Source organism: Luteibacter sp. GL_149, from assembly GCF_057834065.1.
The window spans coordinates 307,113-330,147 of sequence record NZ_CM174395.1 but is presented as its reverse complement, the minus strand read 5'-3'; the positions used below and the strand labels follow the sequence as shown (position 1 = coordinate 330,147).

25 protein-coding genes are annotated in these 23,035 nt (G+C 64.2%); 6 read left to right on the top strand and 19 right to left on the bottom strand.

From position 1 onward, the window contains the following. Positions 1–45: 45 nt before the first annotated feature. Positions 46–774, bottom strand: coding sequence for a 2,3-diphosphoglycerate-dependent phosphoglycerate mutase (gene gpmA, locus AC3IR3_RS01485; RefSeq protein WP_489195289.1), 729 nt, complete (start codon positions 772–774; stop codon positions 46–48). 143 nt (positions 775–917) lie between these two features. Here gpmA and AC3IR3_RS01480 point away from each other — a divergent pair, with 143 nt between their 5' ends. Further along, complete coding sequence (locus AC3IR3_RS01480; protein ID WP_489195288.1) at positions 918–1,571, top strand: DUF4097 family beta strand repeat-containing protein; 654 nt, start codon at positions 918–920, stop codon at positions 1,569–1,571. On the opposite strand, the gene hemF is transcribed toward AC3IR3_RS01480, so the two are convergent. Together hemF and AC3IR3_RS01470 are read right to left on the bottom strand one after the other, a co-directional pair. Then, entirely contained in the window at positions 1,568–2,470 is a 903-nt protein-coding gene (hemF, locus tag AC3IR3_RS01475) for an oxygen-dependent coproporphyrinogen oxidase (RefSeq protein WP_489195287.1), read from the bottom strand. The two genes, AC3IR3_RS01480 and hemF, sit on opposite strands and share 4 nt — an antisense overlap. A gap of 78 nt (positions 2,471–2,548) precedes the next feature. Then, on the bottom strand, positions 2,549–3,259 hold the full coding sequence (locus tag AC3IR3_RS01470) for a YdcF family protein (RefSeq protein ID WP_489195286.1): 711 nt from the start codon (positions 3,257–3,259) through the stop codon (positions 2,549–2,551). 153 nt (positions 3,260–3,412) lie between these two features. Between AC3IR3_RS01470 and AC3IR3_RS01465 the strand changes: the two genes are divergently transcribed. The 4 genes from AC3IR3_RS01465 to AC3IR3_RS01450 are packed head-to-tail and all read left to right on the top strand — an operon-like array spanning position 3,413 to position 7,460. Beyond that, a complete protein-coding gene (locus AC3IR3_RS01465) occupies positions 3,413–4,615 on the top strand; it encodes a beta-ketoacyl-[acyl-carrier-protein] synthase family protein (protein ID WP_489195285.1) in 1,203 nt (400 codons plus the stop codon). Beyond that, positions 4,612–5,412: a beta-ketoacyl synthase chain length factor gene (locus tag AC3IR3_RS01460; protein WP_489195284.1), complete on the top strand. Its 801-nt coding sequence runs from the start codon at positions 4,612–4,614 to the stop codon at positions 5,410–5,412. The genes AC3IR3_RS01465 and AC3IR3_RS01460 overlap by 4 nt, the downstream gene beginning before the upstream one ends. After that, entirely contained in the window at positions 5,409–6,167 is a 759-nt protein-coding gene (locus tag AC3IR3_RS01455; protein WP_489195283.1) for a glycosyltransferase family 2 protein, read from the top strand. Before AC3IR3_RS01460 ends, AC3IR3_RS01455 begins: the two co-directional genes overlap by 4 nt. Before the next feature lie 9 nt (positions 6,168–6,176). Next, positions 6,177–7,460 (top strand): cation:proton antiporter, encoded by a 1,284-nt coding sequence (locus tag AC3IR3_RS01450; protein ID WP_489195282.1) that lies wholly within the window; start codon positions 6,177–6,179, stop codon positions 7,458–7,460. On the opposite strand, the gene AC3IR3_RS01445 is transcribed toward AC3IR3_RS01450, so the two are convergent. The 7 genes from AC3IR3_RS01445 to AC3IR3_RS01415 are packed head-to-tail and all read right to left on the bottom strand — an operon-like array spanning position 7,447 to position 13,069. Next, positions 7,447–7,875 (bottom strand): hotdog family protein, encoded by a 429-nt coding sequence (locus AC3IR3_RS01445; RefSeq protein WP_489195281.1) that lies wholly within the window; start codon positions 7,873–7,875, stop codon positions 7,447–7,449. The genes AC3IR3_RS01450 and AC3IR3_RS01445 overlap by 14 nt on opposite strands. Beyond that, positions 7,859–10,177 (bottom strand): MMPL family transporter, encoded by a 2,319-nt coding sequence (locus AC3IR3_RS01440; protein WP_489195280.1) that lies wholly within the window; start codon positions 10,175–10,177, stop codon positions 7,859–7,861. The genes AC3IR3_RS01445 and AC3IR3_RS01440 overlap by 17 nt, the downstream gene beginning before the upstream one ends. 26 nt (positions 10,178–10,203) lie before the next feature. Further along, complete coding sequence (locus AC3IR3_RS01435) at positions 10,204–10,845, bottom strand: LolA-related protein (RefSeq protein WP_489195279.1); 642 nt, start codon at positions 10,843–10,845, stop codon at positions 10,204–10,206. Then, positions 10,772–11,722, bottom strand: a complete 951-nt coding sequence (locus tag AC3IR3_RS01430) for a lysophospholipid acyltransferase family protein (protein WP_489195278.1) — start codon at positions 11,720–11,722, stop codon at positions 10,772–10,774. Before AC3IR3_RS01430 ends, AC3IR3_RS01435 begins: the two co-directional genes overlap by 74 nt. Further along, on the bottom strand, positions 11,719–12,024 hold the full coding sequence (locus AC3IR3_RS01425; RefSeq protein WP_489195277.1) for an ApeI family dehydratase: 306 nt from the start codon (positions 12,022–12,024) through the stop codon (positions 11,719–11,721). The genes AC3IR3_RS01430 and AC3IR3_RS01425 overlap by 4 nt, the downstream gene beginning before the upstream one ends. Continuing rightward, positions 12,021–12,788 carry a COG4648 family protein gene (locus AC3IR3_RS01420; RefSeq protein WP_489195276.1) on the bottom strand — a complete coding sequence of 256 codons (768 nt, stop codon included), beginning with the start codon at positions 12,786–12,788 and terminating at the stop codon, positions 12,021–12,023. The genes AC3IR3_RS01425 and AC3IR3_RS01420 overlap by 4 nt, the downstream gene beginning before the upstream one ends. Positions 12,789–12,799: 11 nt before the next feature. Next, complete coding sequence (locus tag AC3IR3_RS01415; protein WP_489195275.1) at positions 12,800–13,069, bottom strand: phosphopantetheine-binding protein; 270 nt, start codon at positions 13,067–13,069, stop codon at positions 12,800–12,802. Positions 13,070–13,417: 348 nt separating this feature from the next. Here AC3IR3_RS01415 and AC3IR3_RS01410 point away from each other — a divergent pair, with 348 nt between their 5' ends. Then, positions 13,418–14,236, top strand: a complete 819-nt coding sequence (locus AC3IR3_RS01410) for a chorismate transformation FkbO/Hyg5 family protein (RefSeq protein ID WP_489195274.1) — start codon at positions 13,418–13,420, stop codon at positions 14,234–14,236. A 163-nt stretch (positions 14,237–14,399) separates the two neighbouring features. Here the strand turns inward: AC3IR3_RS01410 and glmU are convergent, their stop codons facing one another. The 9 genes from glmU to atpE all read right to left on the bottom strand — a co-directional run bounded on the left by glmU (position 14,400) and on the right by atpE (position 23,012). After that, positions 14,400–15,776 (bottom strand): bifunctional UDP-N-acetylglucosamine diphosphorylase/glucosamine-1-phosphate N-acetyltransferase GlmU, encoded by a 1,377-nt coding sequence (glmU, locus tag AC3IR3_RS01405; RefSeq protein WP_489195273.1) that lies wholly within the window; start codon positions 15,774–15,776, stop codon positions 14,400–14,402. A 73-nt stretch (positions 15,777–15,849) separates the two neighbouring features. Beyond that, positions 15,850–16,926 carry an AsmA family protein gene (locus AC3IR3_RS01400; protein WP_489195272.1) on the bottom strand — a complete coding sequence of 359 codons (1,077 nt, stop codon included), beginning with the start codon at positions 16,924–16,926 and terminating at the stop codon, positions 15,850–15,852. A 102-nt stretch (positions 16,927–17,028) separates the two neighbouring features. Beyond that, positions 17,029–17,454, bottom strand: coding sequence for a F0F1 ATP synthase subunit epsilon (locus tag AC3IR3_RS01395; protein ID WP_489195271.1), 426 nt, complete (start codon positions 17,452–17,454; stop codon positions 17,029–17,031). 92 nt (positions 17,455–17,546) lie between these two features. Next, positions 17,547–18,959, bottom strand: coding sequence for a F0F1 ATP synthase subunit beta (gene atpD / locus AC3IR3_RS01390; RefSeq protein ID WP_132142478.1), 1,413 nt, complete (start codon positions 18,957–18,959; stop codon positions 17,547–17,549). Positions 18,960–19,031: 72 nt separating this feature from the next. Further along, positions 19,032–19,940, bottom strand: a complete 909-nt coding sequence (gene atpG / locus AC3IR3_RS01385) for a F0F1 ATP synthase subunit gamma (protein WP_489195270.1) — start codon at positions 19,938–19,940, stop codon at positions 19,032–19,034. A gap of 92 nt (positions 19,941–20,032) precedes the next feature. Then, a complete protein-coding gene (atpA, locus tag AC3IR3_RS01380; protein WP_489195269.1) occupies positions 20,033–21,583 on the bottom strand; it encodes a F0F1 ATP synthase subunit alpha in 1,551 nt (516 codons plus the stop codon). Positions 21,584–21,640: 57 nt separating this feature from the next. Next, complete coding sequence (locus AC3IR3_RS01375) at positions 21,641–22,174, bottom strand: F0F1 ATP synthase subunit delta (protein ID WP_132142481.1); 534 nt, start codon at positions 22,172–22,174, stop codon at positions 21,641–21,643. Between the two features lie 2 nt (positions 22,175–22,176). Next, the gene (locus tag AC3IR3_RS01370) at positions 22,177–22,647 is read right to left on the bottom strand and encodes a F0F1 ATP synthase subunit B (protein ID WP_132142482.1); all 471 of its coding nucleotides are present in this window, start codon (positions 22,645–22,647) and stop codon (positions 22,177–22,179) included. 80 nt (positions 22,648–22,727) lie between these two features. Further along, the gene (gene atpE, locus AC3IR3_RS01365; protein ID WP_132142483.1) at positions 22,728–23,012 is read right to left on the bottom strand and encodes a F0F1 ATP synthase subunit C; all 285 of its coding nucleotides are present in this window, start codon (positions 23,010–23,012) and stop codon (positions 22,728–22,730) included. Positions 23,013–23,035: the final 23 nt, after the last annotated feature.

The following is a 23,035-nucleotide window of genomic DNA, read 5'->3' as shown; positions in this document are numbered from 1 at the left end:
ATTGCGGCCCGCCATGCATCGCGGGTGACGGATGTCATGCCGGCGTTATTTTGCCTTGCCCTGGTTCGCCACCGCGGCCATCTTCGCCGCGATCTCGGCTTGATCGCCCAGGTAGTAATGCTTCACGGGCTTCATATCGGCGTCGAATTCGTAAACGAGCGGGATGCCGTTGGGGATGTTCAGCTCGGTGATGTCGTCGTCGGAAATCCCGTCGAGGAACTTGACCAGGGCGCGCATCGAGTTGCCATGGGCTGCCATCAGCACGTTGTTGCCGGCGCGGATCGCGGGCGCCAGCACGTCGTGCCAGTACGGCAGCACGCGCTCGACAGTGTCCTTCAGGCATTCGGTCAGCGGCACCGGAATGTTCGCGTAGCGCGCATCGGGCGCGCTATCGGCGATGGCCTGGGCCGGCGGCGGGATGTCGTAGCTGCGGCGCCAGACTTTTACCTGGTCGTCGCCGAATTTCGTGGCGGTCTCTGCCTTGTTCAGGCCGGTGAGCGCGCCATAGTGGCGTTCGTTGAGGCGCCAGTCGGTCACGACGGGGATCCACATCAGATCCATGACGTCCTGAACGTGCCAGAGGGTGCGCACCGCGCGTTTCAGGTACGAGGTATGCGCCACGTCGAAGGTGAAGCCCGCCTCCTTCAGCAGGCGACCCGCTTCTTTAGCCTCGGCGACGCCCTGCTCGCTGAGATCGACATCGGCCCAGCCGCTGAAGCGGTTTTCGAGGTTCCAGGTCGACTGACCGTGGCGAATCATGACGAGTTTGTACATGGCGTTGGCGTCGATCGGCGAAAACGACGATGGTGAAACCTGGCTCCGCCGCCGTCAACACGGGCCCATGCCGAAGGTCACGCTAAACGAAGCGCGCGGTTGGGGCATCCTAGGATCACTTTCCACCCTCGCGGAGTCGCTGCATGCGCCGTCAACTGCTTTCCCTCGTTATCGCCCTGTCCTTCGCCGGCGCAGCCGTCGCCTCGGATACCGAAAAGGTCAACGGCGCTGTCCGCATCCCGGCTGGACAGCATGTCGAAGACGTCAGCACCGTGAACGGATCGGTCGAACTCGGCGCCGGCGCCACTGCCCAGAAAGCCAGCACCGTCAACGGTTCGATCACGATCGGCGACAACGCCAGCGCCCGCGCACTCGAAACGGTGAACGGCGCGATCACGCTGGGCACGAAGGCTCAGATCGCCAGTACCGTCGAAGCCGTCAACGGCGGCATCCGCCTTGCTCAGGGTGCGGACGTCAAAGGCAAGACATCCAACGTCAACGGCTCGATCGTGCTCGATGCGGCGCATGTGGGCGGCGGCATCGAAACAGTGGCTGGCGACATCGACGTGGGCGCCAACTCGCGCGTCGAAGGCGGCATCCTGGTGAAAAAGCCCGGGGGCTGGTTCAACTTCAACTCGTCCCACAACCGTCCACCGCGTATCGTGATTGGCCCGAATGCCGTCGTGCAGGGCACGCTGCAATTCGATCGCGATGTCGAACTGCACGTCAGCGACAAGGCCACCGTCGGCGTCATCAATGGCGCCACACCGGAGAAGTTCTCCGGCGCGACGCCTTAAACCCAGTCGCGCGGCTTGAGGTACTCGTCGAGCCGCGCTTCCGGACTGCCAGCCTCCGGCGTATAGGCGTATTCGAAACGTACGCGCGGAGGCAGGCTCATCAGAATGGACTCCGTGCGCCCGCCCGATTGCAGGCCGAACAGCGTGCCGCGGTCGTAAACGAGATTGAATTCGACGTACCGCCCACGACGATAGAGCTGGAATTCACGCTCGCGCTCTCCATATGGCGTGTCCTTGCGGCGGTCGACAATCGGCAGATAGCCGTCCAGAAGGCCTTGTCCGACATCGCGCGTGAACGACAGGCAGCGCTCGAAGCCGCCTTCGTTGAGATCGTCGTAGAACAGGCCGCCCACGCCGCGCGTTTCACCGCGATGCTTCAGATAGAAATACTCGTCGCACCAGCGCTTGTAACGAGCATAGACATCGTCGCCGTACGGCGCGCACAGATCGCGCGCCACGGTATGCCAGTGCTTTATGTCTTCGTCGACGGGATAGAACGGCGTCAGGTCGAAGCCGCCGCCGAACCACCATACGGTATCGACGCCCTCCTTCGACGCTTCGAAGTAGCGGACATTCGCATGCGTGGTCGGTATGTGCGGATTGCGCGGATGCAATACCAGCGACACGCCCGTGGCGACGAAGCTCCCGCCCACCAGATCGGGGCGGTGTGCCGTGGCGCTGGGTGGCAACGGGGAACCGTGAACGCGCGAGAAGTTCACACCCGCCTGCTCGAAGATCGCCCCGTTACGCAGCACGCGCGTGCGGCCGCCGCCGCCCGCCGGACGCGTCCAGGCGTCTTCCTCGAAACGCGCCGAGCCGTCGATTTTCTCGATGGCGGCGCAGATACGGCCCTGTAGCTCCCGAAGGAACGATTCCGCAACGTCGGCTTGTTCTGACATGTCTTCGATTCGCAGGCGATAAATACCGGTCAAGCTTATCAAGCTGGCGAACGACATCGCTGCGGCAGGCGGTCGCGCCTAGGAAATCCGCTCTACCATCCGCCGGTTGCCGATCAGCGCCGCCCAACGCAACCCTATGTCGGTCCACATGATGTATCCCGCTTCAGCGGCGATACGGGCCACATAGCGACGCGAGCGCGGCAGGCAAGGCTCGGCGGCAACCGGCGTGGCGTCGAAGCCCAGGCGGCGGGCCAGCAGCAGGCAACGGGCCAGGTGATAGCGACTGGTCACCAGCGCGACAGCCGGAAGCGCCCCCCCGGCTTCCACCTGATTGCGCAGCATGCTGCGTGCGTGGCGCAGGTTCTCGAGGGAATCGACCGAAGCCTGTTCGAGTTCCAGCGGCACGTTTCGGGGCCAGCCCTGTGCGAGAAGCCAGCGCTGCCCCGCTTCGGCCTCGGATACCACCCCACCGCTAAGTCCGCCGAGCAAAAGTACTTGCTCCGCATTCCCCGCGCTGGCGTTATCCAGCCCACGGCCGAGACGTGCGCGATAATCGGCCTCGGGCTCGTCGGCGACGAGACGCCGGCCGAATACCAGGATGACCATGCGGCGCGGCGGTATCAGCGGACTACGTGCGGCCAGACGCCAGACGTGCGCGAGATAACCCACGTAAACGAGGCCGCAACTGGCGACGACGGCGAGGATCGTGACGAAACCGGCGTGGAGAATGTCGCGATCCGAAAGATATCGCCATACGCCGCGTCGGAAGGGAGTGAGTAAGCGAGTCATCGGCTGGGCTGTGGACGAACCGAAGGGAGTCTGCGCACTCCCGCCGCGATGCGCAATCGAACAGATCGCGTCCCGGGCGGACATCATGACGCGCGCGTAAACCGGTTCGGAGCATCTCTAGGCAATCCAGGGAGCGCCCGCTAGGCTCACGGCATGCCACATCCCATCTCTCCCCTCGCCATTCGCGCGTTCACGGCGACGTCCGCGCTCGGCCGCGGTCTGGACGCCCATGCGCAAGCACTGGCCACCGGACGCGGCGGCCTTACGCGCAACGACTTCAGCTCCGCCCCGCTCGATTGCTGGATCGGTCGCGTTTCCGGCCTCGAGGACGAACCCGTGCCGGAGGCGTTCGCCTCCCTGGATTGCCGCAACAACCGGCTTGCCTGGGCCGGTCTGCGCCAGGATGGCTTCGTCGGGCACGTACTCGCCGCGCGCGAGCGGTACGGCGCCGCGCGCGTCGCGGTGTTGATGGGCACCTCTACCGCCAGCATCGGCGCCACGGAAGAAGGCTATCGCCGGCTCGTCGACGGCCGTCTGCCTCCCGACCTGGCGTTTCCCGCATTGCATACGCCTCATTCGCTGGCGAACTTTGTCGCGTCGCTGTTCGACCTGGAAGGCCCCTGCATGACCGTGGCCACGGCCTGCTCGTCCAGCGCCAAGGTATTCGCCAGCGCCGAGCGGATGATCCGTCTTGGCCTGGTGGACGCGGCCGTCGTCGGCGGCGTCGATACGCTCTGCGACAGTGTGCTTTTCGGCTTCAATTCGCTGGAACTCGTGTCGCCCGAGCCCTGCCGCCCCTTCGACGCCGGCCGCCGGGGCATTTCCATCGGCGAAGCCGCCGGATTCGCCCTGCTCGAAAGGCTTGAGGCCGCGCCGGACGCTCCACGGCTCGTTGGCTATGGCGAGTCCAGCGACGCCCACCACATGTCGACGCCTCATCCGGAGGGCCTGGGTGCGGAACTCGCCCTGCGCGACGCGCTGGCGCGTGCCGGGCTTGCGCCAGCGGATATCGACTACATCAATCTGCACGGCACGGCCAGCATGAAGAACGACGAAGTCGAAGCGGCTCTCATCACGAGGACCTTCCCGGCGACGACGCGCGCCAGTTCGACGAAGGGTTTTACCGGCCACACGCTTGGCGCCGCGGGCATGCTCGAAGCGGCGATCGCGCTGTTGGCGATGCGCGAAGGCCGGGTGCCCGGCAACATCAATGCCGACGAACCGGACCCGAACTGCGGCCCGCAGATGGCATGGTCGGCCGAAGTGCGCGACGTACGCATCGCTCTTAGCAATTCGTTCGGATTCGGAGGCAACAACGCCTGCCTCGCCTTCGCGGCGGCGGAGCGTGTGGCATGAGTCCGGCACTCACTGTATGGGTTCGCGGTATCGGCCTCTGGGCACCCGGCATAGCCGACTGGACAACCTTTCGTGCGGTCGTCCGCAACGAGGCATCGCCCGGCGAAGTCACCCGTCCGGTTGCCGACATTTTGCCCGCGAACGAGAGACGTCGTGCACCGGAAAGCGTCCTTCTCGCTGCGGCCGCCGCCGGCCAGGCGGTCGCCATGAGCGGCCTGTCCGCGGCCGATCTCGCCTGCGTATTCGCTTCCGGGCACGGCGATCAGACCATTACGGATTACATGTGCGCCACGCTGGCATCGGCGCCGGCGGAGCTGTCCCCGATCCGGTTCCACAATTCGGTACACAACGCACCGGTGGGTTACTGGACCATCGCCACGCACTGCCACGCAGCCTCGAGCGCGGTGTCCGCCGCCACGTACAGTTTCGGCGCGGGACTGCTCGAGGCCGCGATGCTGGCCGTCGCGGACGAGCGCGATGTCCTTTTCGCCGCCTACGACATCGCCGGCACGGGTCCACTTCGCGAGATGACCGCCTGCACGGGCGCGTTCGCCGCCAGTCTCGTGTTATCGCCCCACCCGCATCCGGGTGCCGCGCGCATCGACCTCACGCTGGTTCCCGGCAACATCCGGGACGCGTCGCTGGGCGATGCGCGCATGGATGGCCTGGCGCACAGCAATCCAACGGGTGCGGGACTACGGCTGATGGAAGCGCTCGCGCAAGAACAATCGCTGGCGTTGCGCATCGCGACAGCCGATAGTCTCGACGTACATCTCGATGTGGAGGCATGCCGGTGAGCGACGCAACAGCACGCATATGCGTGTTGATTCCCTGCCTGAACGAAGAGAAAGCCATCCGTGGCGTCATCGAATCGACACTCGCACTGGGCATGCCCGTGATCGTGGTGGACGACGGCTCCGACGACCGGACACCGGATATCGTGTCCGGACTGCCTGTGACGCTGCTGCGTCACGCCACGCGACAGGGCAAGGGCGAAGCACTGCGCACGGGCTTTCGCGAGGTCCTGAAACAGGGTTTCGATGCCGTAGTCACGATGGACGGCGACGGCCAGCACCTTGCCTCCGATATCCCGCGCATCCTGGCCGCCAGCGAAAAACATCCCGGCAGCATCGTTATCGGCGCGCGCCTTCTGGAACGCGACCAGCAACCGAAAGGGCGCCGCCGGGCGAATGCCGTGGCCGACTGGGGTATTTCCTGGGCGTGCGCCCAACCGGTGGCCGATACCCAGAGCGGACAGCGTCTCTATCCCCGCACCGCGTTATCGCTTGTCGACCTTCCCGCGGAGCACTTCGTTTTCGAGGCCGCACTGCTGATCGCCGCCTCGCGCGAACTCGACGTGGGCGTCGTATCCGTTCCCATCGCATCGCGTTACCAGGGCGAATTCCGGCTGAGCCATTTCAGCCCCGTGCGCGACGTGACTCGCATAACGGTCTATACCGTTCGCCGTGTATTCCACTATGGCGACGTGATGGCCAGCTACCGCCGCTCGCGCGCGCATACGCCCACCATCGTGGATACGCTCCCGATCTAGGAGATGCCCGTGGGCCCAGCCCTGTTGCTCGTGCAGTTGGTGGTCATCCTCCTCACGGCGCGCGCACTGGCATGGGTGCTGCGCTGGCTCGGACAACCGCCGGTGATCGGCGAAATGATCGCGGGCATCGCGCTGGGGCCGCTGTTGTTCGGCACCATCGCGCCGGAAACCCAGGCCGCGCTGTTCGCGAAACCCAGCCTGGCGGCGCTGCAGAGTCTGAGCACGCTCGGCCTGGTGCTCTTCATGTTCGTAGTGGGTGTCGAACTGCGCATGCCGGGTGGCGCCCGGCGCCAGCTGACGGCCGCCACCAAGGTCGGCGTTCTCGCCGTGATCCTGCCGATGCTGCTGGGCATCGCGGTCGCTCCGGCGCTCTATCCACGCTTTGCACCGCCCGGCGTCGCCTTCTGGCCATTCGCTCTGTTCATTGCCACGGCGGGCGCCATCACCGCGCTTCCGGTCATGGCCCGCATCCTGAAAGAACGGCAACTCGCGCACACCGGACCCGCGCGGCTCGCCCTGGCGTCGGCGGCCGTCGCGGACGCGCTGGCGTGGATCGCGCTGGCCATGGTCGTAGCCCTCGTCTCCGCGCACGGCGACTGGATGCCGTTCTGGCGGACACTGGGCGGCATGATCGCGCTGACCGCGCTGTGCTTCGGCGTATTTCGCCCAATGGCGGCACGCATGCTCGCTCGTTACGCCGCGGATAGCCGTCCGCACGGCAACATGCTGTTCGTTCTGCTCATGGGTGCGCTCGCCTGTGCGGCGGCTACGGAATGGCTGACCCTGCACGCGGTATTCGGCGCATTTCTTTTCGGCGCATGTCTGCCGCGCGACGCGCGTCTGCTCGACACCATCGTCGAACGCATCGAGCATGTGACCGTACTCCTTCTGCTGCCGGTGTTTTTCGCGCTTGCGGGACTCAGCACCAGCGCGGATGCATTCACCGCTGGCGCGGGTTACGCATTGCTGCTGATTCTTGCGTTCGCCGTCGCCGGCAAAGTGCTGGGCGGCATGGCCGGCGCGCGGCTGGCGGGTCAGGGTTGGCGCGATGCGTTCGCGGTGGGTTCGCTGATGAACGCACGCGGCCTCATGGAACTGATCGTCATACGCGTCGGCCTCGATGCCGGGGTCATCGGCAAGGAGATGTTCACCATGCTACTGATCATGGCGATCGTCACCACCATCATGACTACGCCGATGCTGACCTTCTTCATGCGCCGACGCCCCGCGGAAGCACAGGCAACGCGTCGGCAGGAACGCATCGCCGGGTCTTCGGATCTTATAGATGAATGACAGCCGCACGGCCCGACGCGACGATGACGCCTTCGTGCTCGATACGAAACGCATATTGCGCGCCGGAATCGTCGGCATACAGACATTCGGCATGGACATCGAGCGCACCCGTCAGGGTGTCCACGCGCTCGACCGCGAGATCGACGCCGCGCAGGCTGACCAGCATGCCCGACCTCGCCGCGCCACCGCCAGCCGCACGCGCGCGCAACGCGCCATGCACCGCCATCGCCTGTGCGCCGTACTCGGACAGGTGCACCGCGTGCAGTCCGTGGTCGCCGCGCAGCGGGTGTGAGGTCAGTGTGTGATTCGTGCTGCGTGCGTGGATCGTGCGTTCGTCCCAAGCAAGCACGATGTCCAGCAGGCACATGTCGCCCGCATGCGGCACGAGATGCATCCAGTCAGTCTTGTCGAGCATGTGGCGCCATCAGAATCGAAAGACAGAAATGGAATGCGACGCCGAGACTGACCGTCAGACCGATCGCACGAAGCACCGGTATGGACGACCAGCCGAGCATGCCGAATACCAGCAAGGCCGAAACAACACAAACGATCGTGGCGTGCAGCGTACGCCGCTGCTCGGCAGGATCGTCCGTGTCGCGTTCGAAGAACAACGCGTAATGCAGGCCGAGTCCGGCGGCGAGAATCAACGCGACCAGGTGGAACAGCGACAACGGAATACCTGCCGCACGTTCGACGGCAAGCACCAGGAATGTCGCGAGCGTCATCGGCGCGAGGACGTGCCACGCCCGGCGCACGCTACGCAACGCCAGGGCAATCGTCACCAGCAGCAGCGCCGCGGCGGCGAGCAGTGCATGGAGGATGCGCGTGCGGTACTCGACGACCAGCGATTCGGAGGCATCCTTCAGGTCCAGAAGGCGCACGTTTCCACCGAAGTCGGCGCCCAGTGCCGCGACAGCGTCCGGATCGCGAACTCCGCTCAACGTGCCGAGCCCGATCCAGTGATCCCCACGCTGCACAAGCATGGCGGCAAGCCTCTGACCCAGCGGCGACCGGGCGAATGCCTGCGGCGTAAGCGGCGGCGCCGTGCGCGCCGCTTCCACATCGTGCCGGAACGGAGCAAACAGGTCTTTGCGAAACGGCATGCCTTCCAGCGCACTCTCAAGAGACGCGTCGAGCGCCTCAGGGGCCGGAAGCTTCGCCTGCCGGGCGCGCTGCACCGTTTCGCTCGGCAAGTAGATCGATGGCAGCTCGAAAGCATCCAGCGCCTTCTTTGCTACCAATGCATGCATGCGTGGTTCGACGGATTGCGACAACGCGAGCACATCGTCGGCCGTCGCACCCTGCACAATCAGCAAGTAACGGACATCGGGAGCACCGAGTTCGCCGCGCAGCCGCGCATCGGTCGCCAACAAGTCCCGCGGCAGCGGCGTCAGAGCAGACAGGTCGTTCTGCCAGAAGGGACCGGGCGCGAAAATCAGCATCAGTGCCGCCGCGAGAGCCACTGGAATGGGCAGCCAGCGCGGACGCGGCAGCCGATCTAGGAAGTTGCGAAACGCCGCGAGACCCGGCGTGTTCTCGACATCGCGGACGTTGTCCGGCAAAAGCCAGGGCAATGCGTAGCGCGTCGTGAGCCCGGCGGCGAGCAGACCCGTAATAGTAAAGACAGCAAGTTGTTTCAAGCCGCCCACGCCCGATGCGTAGAAAGCGAGATAGGCGATGCAGGCCGATGCGATCGCGGTCAGCAACAATGGCCAGAGACCGCGCACGCTTTCGACGGCGGTTTCGCCCGCGCGGCGATGACTCAGAAGACGAATGGGATATTCCTGCGCGACGCCCAGCAAGGTAAATCCAAAGGCAAGCGTGATGCCATGGACCTCGGAGAACGCGAGCGTCATCACCGCGATGCCCGCTAGCGCACCGCTGACGACAGGCAGCGCGCCGAGCAGCAGGCTACGCACACTGCGATAGGCGGCAAGCATGAGTACGATGAAACCGATCGTCGAAATGCCTCCGATCCAGTCGGCCTCGCTACGCGTCTGCTCGTTCACCACAACGCTGAAATAACCCGGGCCGCTCAGGGTCAGATGCGCTCCGGCGCTATCGGGCAACGCGGCGAAAGCGGCGCGTATCCGATCGATTGCTTCTCCTTGCGCACCCGGATCGAAACCGGCGGCGCGCGTCTGTACGAGCAGCAATGCTTCGCCCCGGGAAGAGAACCAGACGCCGTCGCGCACTTCCGGCGAATGCGCCGGCGTCCATTGCTCCACAAGTTTCAGGACTTCCAGCGTCGGGTCGCGAGGCAGCAGACCCTTGAGCAACGTGGCTGCCGGCGACCCCAGATCGTCGAGGCGTTGTCCGAGCTGGTCGGCGAGATAGTCGCGATCGAACGATGCGGTATCGAGCGTCGGCGAGAGCAGATACCGGTAAGGCAACAGCTGGTCGTCGAGCACACCGAGGTCGAAATCGCCATTGATCGTCTGCGAGAAAGCGCTGTCGGCTCGCAGTTTCGCACTCAGGCCGCGACTCAGCGCGGCGAGTTTCCCGTCATCCGCACCATCGATCGCGACAAGCAGCAGGCGCGAACCGGGGCCCTCGCCAACCTGTTCCATAAGCAGCTTCTGATCCGGCGTGGTCGGCGCGGGCATGAAGCTGCGCAGGTCCGTACTGACGACGAGTCGCTGTGCGATGAGCAGGCCCAGGCCGGCCAGCGCGAGTAGCCAGCAGATCAGCAGCGCGATGCGTGCGCCACGACGCATTCAGCGCACCGTCCGGTGGAGAAAGGTCACGGCGCCCCACCGCACAATGCCGCAAGGTTTCCGCGGGTGGGTGTCGCGGGCATCTTAGTTGCCAGATCGCCCAGCAAATCGACGGCGACATCGCCATCGGCCTCTTCCATGCGCATGCACCCTGGCTCCGTGCCGGTACCGTCGACGCGAATAACCGATATCTGCTTCGCGATGCGCGCGTCACGCGGTGTAAGGGTAAGTGTCCAGTGAACGTCGCTACGCGCTAGCTTCACATCGAATGCATCGCCCAGGCGCGATGGATCGCCACCGAGCAATGCAACGAAACTATCGAGCAGCACCTTGAGCTGTGGTGCCCGCTGCAATGAAAAGCTGCGTGGCTTTTTGCCTTCGCGTTGCTGGGTGACTTCGCCGTCCGCGATGGTGGCGGTCTCGCGATTGGGCGCGTCGACGCGGCGTTCCAGCCGGTCGCCGCCGAGCCACGCCAATTCGCCCGAGACGATCAGCGGCTTGTCGAGCACGCGCATGAAGCGCGCTTCCGCGAACGGCGTGCGCGCGGGAGGCGGACGCTTCAGCGTCGCAATAAACGCATTCGCATCGCTCGTTTCAGGCGTCGACGTGGCGTACGAGGGGAGCGGTATCAGCGCAAGGATCAACGCCAGTGTCTTGCCAGAAGTCATAGAAGTTGAACCAGTTATAGGGGGCCAGACGCGCGTAATGCTCCACCCGCTGAGCGTAGCGGGAAATCAGTTCGTCGAGAGCCTGCGCGCGCCGTTGCCGAGGAATTTCCACGCGATCGCTCAATGCTTCGAAAATCAGCTTGTAGCGATTGCCGCCCATGTACAGGCCCATGCACAGCACGACCGGCACCTGTAGCGCCGATGCAACCAGCCAGGGACCTACGGGGAACGGCGCGGGCGAACCGAGCAGCGGTGCTTTGCGCAAGGTCTCGTGGGCACGACCGCGGTCGGCGAGCAATGCAACCATGCCGCCCTGACGCGTTGCTTCGGCCATGGCGAGCGTGATTGACGTACCGTCCATCGACGAGTCGATGACGCGAGCGCCCACATCCGGCGCAAGCGCTTCGAGCAACATCGTCATGGCTGGTGTTTTCTGTTTATCGAGCACCACGCGCAGCGAGAGTTCGGGTCGGCGCGCGCTCAATGCGCGCAATGCTTCGAAACTGCCCTGATGGGATCCGACCAGCAGAATGCCACGACCCATGGCGATACGCTCGTCGAGTACGTCGAGGCCGATCGTTTCTATGTCGAAATGCTTTTCGCCATGCGCCAGAAGAAATATCCGATCCAGCAGCGTCGCTGCGAAACAATGGATGTGACGCATCACTTCCAGTGGCGTCGCCGGCCGACCGAATACCCGCTCCAGATAGGCCTTCGATGCCTCGCGCTCGGCGCGGCGGCGCAGATAGAAATACAGGGTGATCGGATACAGCAACGCGCGACCCGCACCACGACCGCCATGCAGGGCGATGGCGCGAATGAGCCAGATGGCGAAGCGCCCGCCGCCTTCGCGCTGATGCTGCCAGTGTGCGGTCATGTCGATCCTTCGACGGTGCCCCGTGCCAGCATCGCGCCGGCACGTACGATCGTAAAGCGCATGCGGTATTCCGAAATTTCAGTAAGAGTGAGCGTCGCCTCTTCGCCGGGAAGCAAAGGCGCGACGAATTTCGCATCGGCGATGGACCGCACGCGAAGACCTCGCCATTCGCGCCATGCCAGAGCCACCTGCTCCAGCAACAGAACTCCCGCGACGACGGGACGCCCCGGAAAATGCCCCGCAAAACTGGGATGGCCGGACTCGAAACGGATACTGCGGGTTATCTCCGGCAAATCGCTCATGGGCCACCCCGACGCCAGTTGCGCAGCAGCTCCGGCCAGCGCAGCGCGAGCTGCGTCGCCATGCCAACGGGGCCCACCTGAGGCACGTCGCGAAGCAACACACGACGCACCGGATATTCGACGAGAAACCCCGCTGCAATGACGAGATAGCAGCCAACATGTGCGTATGCCATGAAGATGCCTCCTTCCAACCGGATGGGTACGGCGACACCCAGCGTCGCCAGCAACCCTTCCGGTGCGGCAAAGCAGAACACGAGCGACAGGAGCAAAGCCTGAACAGCCAGCAGCCCTGTCCAGAAAACAGTCAGGCCCCGTGCATATCTGGCTACGCCCGGCAGGGCGAGCCGGTCCGCGCCTTCGATAGTGGCGATGAAATACGCGATGAGCGGCTGATGGCCTCGCAATAATGTGCGCCCGAACAGCCATGCGATTGCCAGATTGATCAGCGCCGGTAGCGCATCCATCGACGTCGTCAGCCAGCCGCGTGCCGCCAGCCAGACGAGCACCGCCGCCAACACCGGCCACGCGATGTACGCAGGCATGCGTCGTGCCAGCAGCGCGGGAAACAGCACGGCGGTAAGCAGCGAAAGCATGGCCAGCAGCGACAGCCATTGGCAATGCGTCATGGCGCCGGCAAAGGCCAGCACGGCATACGTCGCGACGCAGGCGATCATCCACGAACGGCCCGGCGCGGCGTGGGACGGGGGGAGAACGGATGGGGATGCCGGATTGCCGGCGTCGGGACGAGCGCGCTCGACGCTCATCGGCGTTCCGGTCAGGCGACGCGGTGCTGTTCGATATGCTCGGACAGTTTGCGCAGGTTGGCGAAGATCTGCCGGTTGTCGGGATTGTCGGAACGGAGCTGGAAACCGTAACGCTTCGACACCGCCAGCGCGATCTCCAGCGCGTCGATGGAATCCAGTCCCAGGTCGCCGCCGAAGAGGGGAGCTTCGGGATCGATCTGTTCCGGCTTGGTACTTTCGAGGTTCAGACTGTCCACGATAAGCGTGGCCAGTTCATTTTCTGCTGCGGTTTGTTCTGCCATGCTCTTTCCAAGTCCCCAAAATCTGCCATCCCCCCCGGATGTCAGCGGCCGCGGAGTGTATCACAGGGCGTGCCGGCGGACGTTCTTCACCGATGTGAAAACCGCTAACTATCAGTAGCCTGCGTCACTTCGACACGACCGCGTTATATGATGGAGCGCACGTATCGAACGGAAGGTCAGATGGCATCAGGCAGCGAAATGAGGGAGCGGGACAGCGCCTCTGTCCACCCAGCTCCCAGGGTCTGTTACCTGCCGGAAGACCGGGCTCCCTCATCCCACGCACTTGCCACGTTCGGCTTCGGCGCGCACGCCGCGACATATGACGACCCTCGACACCTGAGGCTGGCCATGGAACCGCTCGGCACGTCGATGGGCGAAGAATGGCGAGTGTCGTCGCCCGTGACCTTCGGACGCGAAGGCGCCCTTCGCTGGTCCCGCGGAGGCGGCTGGCTGTACGCCGCGATCGAGCTGGACGAAGACTTGCATGGCGGACCGGAAGCCACGGCGGCTCACGCCTACGACGCGCTGTCGCGATTCGTGGCTGGCAATCCCGAGCGTCATGTGCAGCGCATCTGGAATTATCTGGCCGACATCAACCTCGGTACCGGCGACGACGAACGCTACAAGCACTTCTGCAACGGCCGCATCGTCGGCATGGGGGACATCTTCGCGAACGGTTATCCGGCCGCGACGGCCATCGGCCATCACGCCGCGTCGAAAATCCTGCAGGTCTATCTGCTGGCCACGGATCGTCCGGGCACGCGCGTGGAAAATCCACGCCAGGTAAGCGCCTGGCAGTATCCGCGCCAGTACGGACGGACGCCGCCCAGCTTCGCCCGCGCCACCCTGCTGCCTGCGGACGACGTTCTCGCCATCTCGGGTACTGCATCGGTCGTGGGGCATGCGTCGGCGCATCGCGACGACCTGGACGCGCAGCTTGGCGAGACACTGGCGAACCTGGACGCACTACTGACGGCAAGCCACATGCCGGCAGGTTTCGACAGCTACGCTCCGCTGAAAATTTACGTACGCCACGCGGACCATGCCGCTCGCGTGCACGCTTTTGCCACCGCGCACATGCCGTCGGCGCCCCTGCTGGTATTGCACGGAGACATCTGCCGCGCCGACTTACTCGTTGAAGTGGATGGGTGGCGCTATCGGAAGTGAGGGGTGAGAAAAGCGGGGGTTGGGGATGGGAAATGGGGGCGTGCTTCCGGCGAACGCCTGAGGGGGCCGGTATCGTCGAGCAGAGGTAGCATCGGCTTGGCGTTTTTCGTCCCCTCGACCTATCGCCGGAAGCGCACCCCCATCCCCCAACCCCCGCTTCTCGCTATTTTTTCTTCGGCCGCTGCCAGCCTTCGATCGATGTCTGCCTGACTCGCGCCACCGTAAGCGCATGCGGGGGAGCATCTCTCGTCACGACCGCGCCAGCGCCGATGGTGGCACCTTCGTGCAGCGTGACCGGTGCGATCAGTGCGCTGTTCGAGCCGACGAAGACGTTGTCTTCGATCGTCGTGCGGCTCTTGTTCGCGCCGTCGTAGTTGCAGGTAATCGTGCCCGCACCGATGTTTACGCCACGACCGATGACGGCATCGCCCAGATAGGTGAGGTGGTTCGCCTTGCTGCCCTCGCCCATCGATGTCTGCTTGGTTTCGACGAAGTTGCCGACGTGCACGCCGCCAGCGAGATCGGTCCCCGGACGCAACCGGGCGAACGGACCGATCGTGCACGGTCCATGCGTCACCACGCCATCGAGGTCGCAGTGCGCGAGGACGACGGTGCCCGCCGCAAGGCGCGCGTTACGAATGCGTGTGAACGGACCGATGCGTACATCGTCGCCGAGTTCGACGCTGCCTTCGAAGATAACGTTCACGTCGACTTCGACATCGCGTCCGGCACGGACCGTTCCGCGCACGTCCAGTCGAGAAGGGTCCGCGAAGCGCACGCCGGCGAGCGCGAGTGCGCGCGCCATGCGCTGGCGATACAGCGCTTCGAGTTCCGCGAGCTGCCACGGATCGTTCGCACCGGCCGCTTCGACCGGGTCGCAGTCGACGCATAACGCAGGCGTGCCGTCCGCCGTCGCGAATTCGAAGATATCGGTGAGGTAATACTCGCCCTGCGTGTTGGCGTTGCCGAGCCGGGATGTCCATGCCAGCAACGTCGCCGCGTCGCCGGCGAGGATACCGGTATTGATCAGATCGACCGCGCGCTGCGCCGCACTGGCGTCTTTTTCTTCGACCACGTGACGCACATGCCCGGAAGCGTCGAGGATCACGCGTCCATAGCCTTTGGGATCGGCGACGCGGGTCGCAAGCATGGCCAGCGGCTCTTCCGTCGCGACCAGCCGGCGAAGCGTCTCGCCGTTAATCAACGGAACGTCGCCGTAGAGCACGACCACACGCCCTTCCAGTACGCCGTTGGCGCGGAGATGTTCCAACGCGGTGCGCACGGCGTGACCGGTGCCGAGGCGCTCGGTCTGCTCGACCCAGTCCAGCGTCGTATCGTGCGCAAACGCGGCCGTGACTTTGTCGCCGCGATGTCCGTGCACGACGTGGATACCGGCGGGATCGAGAGTCCGCGCCACGTCGATCACATGCTGCAACAGCGGTCGCCCCGCCAGCGGCATCAGCACCTTGGCGGTCGCGGACTTCATCCGCTTGCCTTCGCCGGCGGCGAGGATCACGACATGGATGGGAGTTTGGGTCATGGCTTATCTTCGGCGCATGGTGACAGGGCGTCACTTTGGCCGGTTTCGGCGAACATGCCAAGTCCGCCGGACGTTACGGGCTCTCCGGGCGGTGGGTCAGGTGCTCGAGGTTCGGTTTATACGCCTCGATGAATGCATTGCGCAGGATGCCGACGATCGCCGACACCGTATCCAGGTCCTTGTCGCCGATGTGGCCGCTGATCGGCACGCGAGTGGCGAACTGATCCTTTTCATGGTTCTTGAAAACCTGCACCACACCCTCCGCTACCGCCTCATAGGCGATTTTCAGCGGTCCCTTCTTATCCTGTTGAATGTCCTGCTTCCAGCTGAAAATCTTCAGGCCATGGAAAAGCGGCTTGGCGTATCCGGTGAGATTGCGGTCGCGCGCTTCCAGCTCCATCACGAAATCGCCCTCGCCGCCCGCAAAATCGAGCCCTGAATACGCCCGCGCGAGGTCGTTCGCTTTCATGAGCTTGATGTTGTGCACGGTGATCTGGTAGTGGAAATCGCCCAGGCGTTCCAACGGATCGAACGAAGCGCGCGTCTCCAGCGGCGCATCGCCCAGTACATTGGCCGTGGCATGCAACTGCGCGACGCGCGACCCCGGCGTCTTCTCCACATTCGTGAGGTTTGTCGCCGTACCGTTGACGTCGGTCATCTTGAGATCGACCTTTGGGCTCGACACGAAATTGTGGAACGTCACGACACCGTCGACGACATTCACTTCTTCCAGACGCATCGGCGACAGAGCTTTCAGCTGCGCACGCCAGTCCACGCCCTTACCCGTCTGCGTATCGCCGTCCCCTTTACCGTCCACGAAGTTGAGTTCCGGTCGGAAGAAGTCGACTTTCCCGCGCACGTGGCCTCGCGCAAGCGCACGCCAGCTGAGCGCGATTTCCGCACGCTCGGCACTGAATAGCGGCACGGGCACCTTGCCGTCGACCTTCGTGATCACCAACCGGTCGATGCTGTACGCGCCGCGCCAGAGATGGATGTCGATATCCGCCATGCGCCCCGAGTACGAGCCCATGCCCGCCATGCGTCCATTGAGGTAATTGAGGACGGCAAAAGGCAGCGCGATGCGCGCCGCGATCAGGACGACGGCAACGATCCCGAGGATCCAGAGACTACGGCGATAGTGAGGCTTCATATCCCGGAGGCTGGCATGAAAACGGTCGTCGGTAGATGAAGGCAGCTGAAAAAGCAAAAAGCCGGCGCTGGGCCGGCTTTTTGCTTTTACTGTGCGATTGGCTCAGTGCTTCAGCGTCTTGCGCAAACGCTCCAGCGCCTGCAGCTGCGCGAGGGCTTCGGCCAGCTTGGCCTGGGCTTCGGCAACGTCGAGCGTATCTCCACGGTTCGCGAGCGCGTCCTCGGCTTCCTGCTTGGCGGCCAGGGCCGCTGCTTCGTCGAGATCGGCGGCGCGTGCCGCGGTGTCGGCAAGAATGGTCACGACCTGCGGCTGCACCTCGAGGATGCCGCCGGAGACGTAGAACTGCTGGCGATCGCCGTTGGCCAGAACCACGTCGACGTGACCGGGCTTCAGGCGGGTGATCAACGGCGCGTGCCGGGGAGCGATACCCAGCTCGCCGAGTTCACCGGTGACGACCACCAGCGTAGCGTCGCCCGAGTAGATCTCGGCTTCGGCGCTGACGATGTCGACACGAATGGTGTGGGTCATGGGTGCGATTCCGTAAACGAAGGGGGGCAGGAACGAGAAGCGTCCGGGGTGCGGGACGAGATGCCTTTACCGGCGTCTCGTCCCTGGCGACCTCAGGCGGCCTTCTTGGCGCCCATGTCCTCGGCCTTCTTGATGGCTTCGTCGATACCGCCGACCATGTAGAACGCCTGCTCCGGCAGGTGATCCACTTCGCCGTCGACGATCATCTTGAAGCCGCGGATCGTTTCCTTCAGCGCCACGTACTTGCCCGGCGAGCCGGTGAAGACTTCCGCGACGTGGAACGGCTGGGAGAAGAAGCGCTCGATCTTACGGGCGCGCGACACCGCTTCTTTGTCTTCCTGCGACAGCTCGTCCATACCGAGGATGGCGATGATGTCCTTCAGTTCCTTGTAGCGCTGCAGCGTGCCCTGAACGCGACGGGCAACGTCGTAGTGCTCCTGGCCGATGACGGCCGGGTCCAGCTGACGGCTGGTGGAATCGAGCGGATCGACCGCCGGGTAGATACCCAGCGAAGCGATGCTACGGCTCAGCGTGACGGTCGCATCGAGATGCGCGAACGTGGTCGCCGGCGACGGATCGGTAAGATCGTCCGCGGGAACGTAGACGGCCTGGATCGACGTGATCGAGCCGGTCTTCGTCGAGGTGATGCGCTCCTGCAGCACGCCCATTTCCTCGGCGAGCGTCGGCTGGTAACCCACCGCCGACGGCATACGGCCGAGCAGCGCGGACACTTCGGTACCGGCCAGCGTGTAGCGGTAGATGTTGTCCACGAAGAACAGCACGTCGCGGCCCTTGCCGTTCTCGTCCTTCTCGTCGCGGAAGTACTCGGCCATGGTGAGGCCAGTCAGCGCGACGCGCAGACGGTTGCCCGGCGGCTCGTTCATCTGACCGTAGACCATCGTCACTTTGTCGAGAACGTTGGAGTCCTTCATCTCGTGATAGAAGTCGTTACCTTCACGCGTACGCTCACCCACGCCGGCGAACACGGACAGACCCGAGTGCGCCTTCGCGATGTTGTTGATGAGCTCCATCATGTTCACGGTCTTGCCGACACCGGCGCCGCCGAACAGGCCGACCTTGCCGCCCTTGGCGAACGGGCACATCAGGTCGATGACCTTGATGCCGGTTTCGAGGAGTTCGTTCGCGGCGGCCTGGTCGTCGTACGACGGGGCTTCGCGGTGGATGACCCACTCGGCTTCCGCGCCGATCGGACCCGCTTCGTCGATGGGATTGCCCAGCACGTCCATGATGCGGCCGAGCGTCTTCTTGCCGACCGGCACCTTGATGCCTTCGCCGGTGTTGCGGGCGATGAGGTTGCGGCGCAGGCCGTCGGTCGAACCGAGGGCGATCGCGCGGACGACGCCGTCGCCCAGCTGCTGCTGGACTTCGAGCGTAATCGCGGTTCCGTCGATTTTCAGTGCGTCATAAATGTTCGGCACCTGATCGCGCGGGAATTCAACGTCGACCACCGCACCGATGATCTGAACAACTTTGCCCTGGCTCATGGGTATAGCTCCGGATGAATCTTCTAAGGTATGTGTTACGGCGCCGCTTCGCGTCGCCATCGATGTCTTGCGTCAGACCGCGGCCGCGCCGCCGACGATTTCCGAGATTTCCTGGGTGATCGCAGCCTGACGGGCCTTGTTGTAAACCAGCGTCAGTTCGTCGATGACCTTGTTCGCGTTGTCCGATGCCGCCTTCATGGCCACCATGCGCGCGGCATGTTCGCTGGCCAGGTTCTCGAGCGCGGCCTGGTAGACCACGGATTCGATGTAGCGACCCATCACGTGCTCCAGCACGGTCCGGGCATCGGGTTCATAGATGTAGTCCCAGTCGTGCTTCTGCTCGACCTTGACGTTATCCGCGCCAGCGCCTTCCACCTGTTCCATTTCCGTCGCCACCAGCTGCAGCGGCAGCAGGGCGTGGACGGTCGGCTTCTGGACGATGGTGTTGACGAAGTCGTTGTAGACCAGGAACACGCGATCGAGGCTGTTCGCGGTGTACGCGTCGAGCACCACTTTGATGACGCCGATCAGGTCTTCCAGCTTCGGACGATCGCCGAGGTGCGTAGCCGTACCGATCAGGTTCACGCCCTTGATCCGGCGGAAGAACTGCACGGCCTTCTGGCCGACGGCAACGATGTCGACTTCGACGCCCTTCTCCTGCCACTCGCGCACCGCGATAAGCGTGCGACGGAACAGGTTGGAGTTCAGGCCACCGGCCAGACCGCGGTCCGTCGACACGACGATGTAACCGACGCGCGCGACGTTCGTCCGCTCCGTGAGGAACGGATGGGTGAAGTCGGTGCTCGCCTGCGCAACATGTGCAATGACCTTGCGCATCAGGCGCGCGTAAGGACGCGACGCCTTCATCATGTCCTGCGCCTTGCGAATCTTCGAGGCCGAGACCATTTCGAGCGCGCGCGTCACCTTGCGCATGTTCTGCGTGCTCTTGATCTTGGTTTTGATTTCGCGTCCGCTTGCCATCTCGTACTCGCAGTTGGGTGAATCGTCGACCGTTTAAAGCTTCAACCGTGCAACGCGAGCCGGCGTTTCCGGCCCGCGCTTACGACGGCTGCTTACCAGCTACCCGTCTTCTTGAACTCGTCGGTCGCGGCCTTGAACGTGGCCTCGATGTCGTTGTTCCAGTCGCCGGTCTTGTCGATCTTGTTCATCAGTTCGGCGTGGTTCTGACGCATGAACGCGTGCAGGCCCTTCTCGAACGGCAGCACCTTGTTGACCGGCAGGTCGTCGAGGTAACCCTTCTCGGCCGCATAGACCGACACGCCGAGTTCGGCGATCGACAGCGGGGAGTACTGCGGCTGCTTCATCAGTTCCGTGACACGCTGACCACGGTCCAGCTGCGCGCGCGTGGCGGCATCCAGGTCCGAAGCGAACTGCGCGAACGCAGCCAGTTCGCGGTACTGCGCGAGCGAGAGCTTCACGCCGCCCGAGAGCTTCTTGATGATTTTCGTCTGCGCTGCACCGCCGACTCGCGACACCGAGATACCGGCGTTGACGGGCGGACGGATACCGGCGTTGAACAGATCGGTTTCGAGGAAGATCTGGCCGTCGGTGATCGAGATTACGTTGGTCGGAACGAACGCCGAAACGTCGCCCGCCTGGGTCTCGATGATCGGCAGCGCGGTCAGCGAACCGGTCTTGCCCTTCACTTCGCCGTTCGTCATCTTCTCGACGTATTCCTCGCTGACGCGGGAAGCGCGCTCGAGCAGACGCGAGTGGAGATAGAACACGTCGCCGGGATACGCTTCGCGACCCGGGGGACGCTTCAGCAGCAGCGATATCTGGCGGTACGCCACGGCCTGCTTGGAGAGATCGTCGTACACGATGAGCGCGTCTTCGCCGCGGTCCCGGAAGTACTCGCCCATGGCGCAACCGGCGTACGGCGCGACGTACTGCAGCGCGGCCGACTCGGACGCCGAGGCGACGACGATGATCGTGTTTGCCAGCGCGCCGTTCTCTTCGAGCTTGCGCACGACGTTGGCGATCGAGGAGCGCTTCTGGCCGATGGCGACGTAGATGCACTTAATGCCGGAGTCTTTCTGGTTGATGATCGCGTCGATCGCGACGGCGGTCTTGCCCGTCTGGCGGTCGCCGATGATCAGCTCGCGCTGGCCGCGGCCGATCGGAATCATCGAATCGATGGACTTGTAACCCGTCTGCATCGGCTGGTCGACCGACTTGCGCCAGATGACGCCCGGCGCGACCTTTTCGATCGGGCTGGTGCCAACGGCGTCGATGGGGCCCTTGCCGTCGATCGGGTTGCCGAGTGCGTCGACGACGCGGCCGAGCAGGCCCGGGCCGACCGGCACTTCGAGGATGCGGCCGGTGGTCTTGGCGGCATCGCCTTCGCGCAGGTGGACGTAGTCACCGAGGACGACCGCACCCACCGAGTCGCGCTCGAGGTTCAGCGCCAGCGCGAAGGTGTTGTTCGGCAGTTCGATCATTTCGCCCTGCATCACATCGGCCAGGCCGTGGATGCGCACGATGCCGTCGGACACGCTGATGATCGTGCCTTCGTTGCGTGCCTCGGCGCCGAGCTTGAACTGCTCGATGCGGGTCTTGATCAGCTCGCTGATCTCGGACGGATTCAGTGTGGTGCTGGACATGGTCGGTTCCTTGGGTTGCGCCGCGCTAGCGGCACCCGGTGTTATGAGAATCTCGTATCAGTGCGTCAGCGCGCTGGCCAGTCGCTCGAGGCGACCGCGAGCGGAGCCGTCGATAACCTGCTCGCCCGTGTCGATCACGACGCCGCCCAGCAGAGCCGGATCGATGTGCGTGTCGATCTCGATCTCGCGCTTGAAGCGGCGCTTGAGCGAGGCACGCAACGATTCGGTCTGTGCGGCGTCGAGGTCGAGGGCACTGGTGACCTTGACCTTCATCGTCGACTCGGACTCGAGCTTCAGCTCGTCGAACAGCGCAGCGACTTCGGGCATCAGGTGCAGGCGACCGTTCTCGGCCAGTTCCTCGAGGAACCGCGCGAACGGAGCGTCGTTACCCATGCCTTCGGGCAGATGCAGCGCGACCAGCTGCGCAGGAAGCACGCGCGGGTCGTTAATCAGGTCGGCCACTCGGGAATCCGCAGCCACGACGGCGGCGAAGCCGAGGGCGCGGGACCAGTCGGCCAGCGAACCCGACGCATGCGCTACTTCGAAGGCAGCGCGCGCGTAGGGACGGGCAAGGGTAAGCGCCTGGGCCATGATCAGATCTCGGTAGCGAGCTGGTCGAGCAGTGCCTTGTGGGCAGCCGGATCGATTTCACGCTGGACGATCTTCGATGCGCCCTGGATAGCGAGGGCACCGACCTGCTCACGAAGCTGCTCGCGGGCACGCTGGGCCATCGAAGCGATGTCGTCCTGGGCCTGGGCCTTCAGACGGTTGATCTCTTCGGTTGCTTCCGCACGAGCCTTTTCGAGCAACTGGTTACCCTGCTGCTGAGCCTTGTCGATGATCTCGCTGGCCTGCTGACGAGCCTGCTTGATCTCGACGGCGACCTTGGCGTCGGCATCCTTGAGTTCGGCGCGGGCACGCTCGGCGGCGGCGAGGCCATCGGCAACCTTCTTCTGACGTTCTTCGATGGCGCCGCTGATCTGGGGCCAGATGAACTTGGTGGTGAACCAGACCAGGATCGCAAAAGAGATCATCTGGCCCAGGAAGGTCATGTTGATTTCCATGATCTCTCCGATTTACTCCGAACGCGTTTGGACGAACGGTTGCAGTGGCGGAAACCGCCACGGCAACGGCGATCACACAATTAGTGTGCTGCTGCGGCTGCAGCCTGGAGCACGCTGATCAGCGGGTTCGAGAAAGCGAACAGCAGGGCAACGGCCAGACCGATAATGAACGCGGCGTCGATCAGACCGGCGAGCAGGAACATGCGGCCCTGGAGCAGCGGGACCAGTTCCGGCTGGCGAGCGGCCGACTCAAGGAACTTCGCGCCCATGAGCGCGATACCGAGACAGGCGCCAAGCGCGCCGAGGCCGATGATGATGCCGATGGCAATGGCGGTCAGGCCCTGCACGTGTGCGATGAGTTCCATGGTGTTCTCCTGCAATGCGTAAT

Coding starts and splice junctions, on each gene's coding strand:
- AC3IR3_RS01445 (WP_489195281.1), bottom strand. CDS start 7,875: ATGCTCGACAAGACTGACTGGATGCATCTCGTGCCGCATGCGGGCGAC.
- AC3IR3_RS01430 (WP_489195278.1), bottom strand. CDS start 11,722: ATGACCGCACACTGGCAGCATCAGCGCGAAGGCGGCGGGCGCTTCGCC.
- AC3IR3_RS01400 (WP_489195272.1), bottom strand. CDS start 16,926: ATGAAGCCTCACTATCGCCGTAGTCTCTGGATCCTCGGGATCGTTGCC.
- AC3IR3_RS01370 (WP_132142482.1), bottom strand. CDS start 22,647: ATGGAAATCAACATGACCTTCCTGGGCCAGATGATCTCTTTTGCGATC.
- glmU (WP_489195273.1), bottom strand. CDS start 15,776: ATGACCCAAACTCCCATCCATGTCGTGATCCTCGCCGCCGGCGAAGGC.
- AC3IR3_RS01415 (WP_489195275.1), bottom strand. CDS start 13,069: ATGGCAGAACAAACCGCAGCAGAAAATGAACTGGCCACGCTTATCGTG.
- atpE (WP_132142483.1), bottom strand. CDS start 23,012: ATGGAACTCATCGCACACGTGCAGGGCCTGACCGCCATTGCCATCGGC.
- AC3IR3_RS01410 (WP_489195274.1), top strand. CDS start 13,418: ATGGAACCGCTCGGCACGTCGATGGGCGAAGAATGGCGAGTGTCGTCG.
- AC3IR3_RS01395 (WP_489195271.1), bottom strand. CDS start 17,454: ATGACCCACACCATTCGTGTCGACATCGTCAGCGCCGAAGCCGAGATC.
- atpA (WP_489195269.1), bottom strand. CDS start 21,583: ATGTCCAGCACCACACTGAATCCGTCCGAGATCAGCGAGCTGATCAAG.
- AC3IR3_RS01470 (WP_489195286.1), bottom strand. CDS start 3,259: ATGACTCGCTTACTCACTCCCTTCCGACGCGGCGTATGGCGATATCTT.
- AC3IR3_RS01375 (WP_132142481.1), bottom strand. CDS start 22,174: ATGGCCCAGGCGCTTACCCTTGCCCGTCCCTACGCGCGCGCTGCCTTC.
- atpD (WP_132142478.1), bottom strand. CDS start 18,959: ATGAGCCAGGGCAAAGTTGTTCAGATCATCGGTGCGGTGGTCGACGTT.
- AC3IR3_RS01440 (WP_489195280.1), bottom strand. CDS start 10,177: ATGCGTCGTGGCGCACGCATCGCGCTGCTGATCTGCTGGCTACTCGCG.
- AC3IR3_RS01460 (WP_489195284.1), top strand. CDS start 4,612: ATGAGTCCGGCACTCACTGTATGGGTTCGCGGTATCGGCCTCTGGGCA.
- hemF (WP_489195287.1), bottom strand. CDS start 2,470: ATGTCAGAACAAGCCGACGTTGCGGAATCGTTCCTTCGGGAGCTACAG.
- AC3IR3_RS01480 (WP_489195288.1), top strand. CDS start 918: ATGCGCCGTCAACTGCTTTCCCTCGTTATCGCCCTGTCCTTCGCCGGC.
- AC3IR3_RS01465 (WP_489195285.1), top strand. CDS start 3,413: ATGCCACATCCCATCTCTCCCCTCGCCATTCGCGCGTTCACGGCGACG.
- AC3IR3_RS01420 (WP_489195276.1), bottom strand. CDS start 12,788: ATGAGCGTCGAGCGCGCTCGTCCCGACGCCGGCAATCCGGCATCCCCA.
- AC3IR3_RS01425 (WP_489195277.1), bottom strand. CDS start 12,024: ATGAGCGATTTGCCGGAGATAACCCGCAGTATCCGTTTCGAGTCCGGC.
- atpG (WP_489195270.1), bottom strand. CDS start 19,940: ATGGCAAGCGGACGCGAAATCAAAACCAAGATCAAGAGCACGCAGAAC.
- gpmA (WP_489195289.1), bottom strand. CDS start 774: ATGTACAAACTCGTCATGATTCGCCACGGTCAGTCGACCTGGAACCTC.
- AC3IR3_RS01435 (WP_489195279.1), bottom strand. CDS start 10,845: ATGACTTCTGGCAAGACACTGGCGTTGATCCTTGCGCTGATACCGCTC.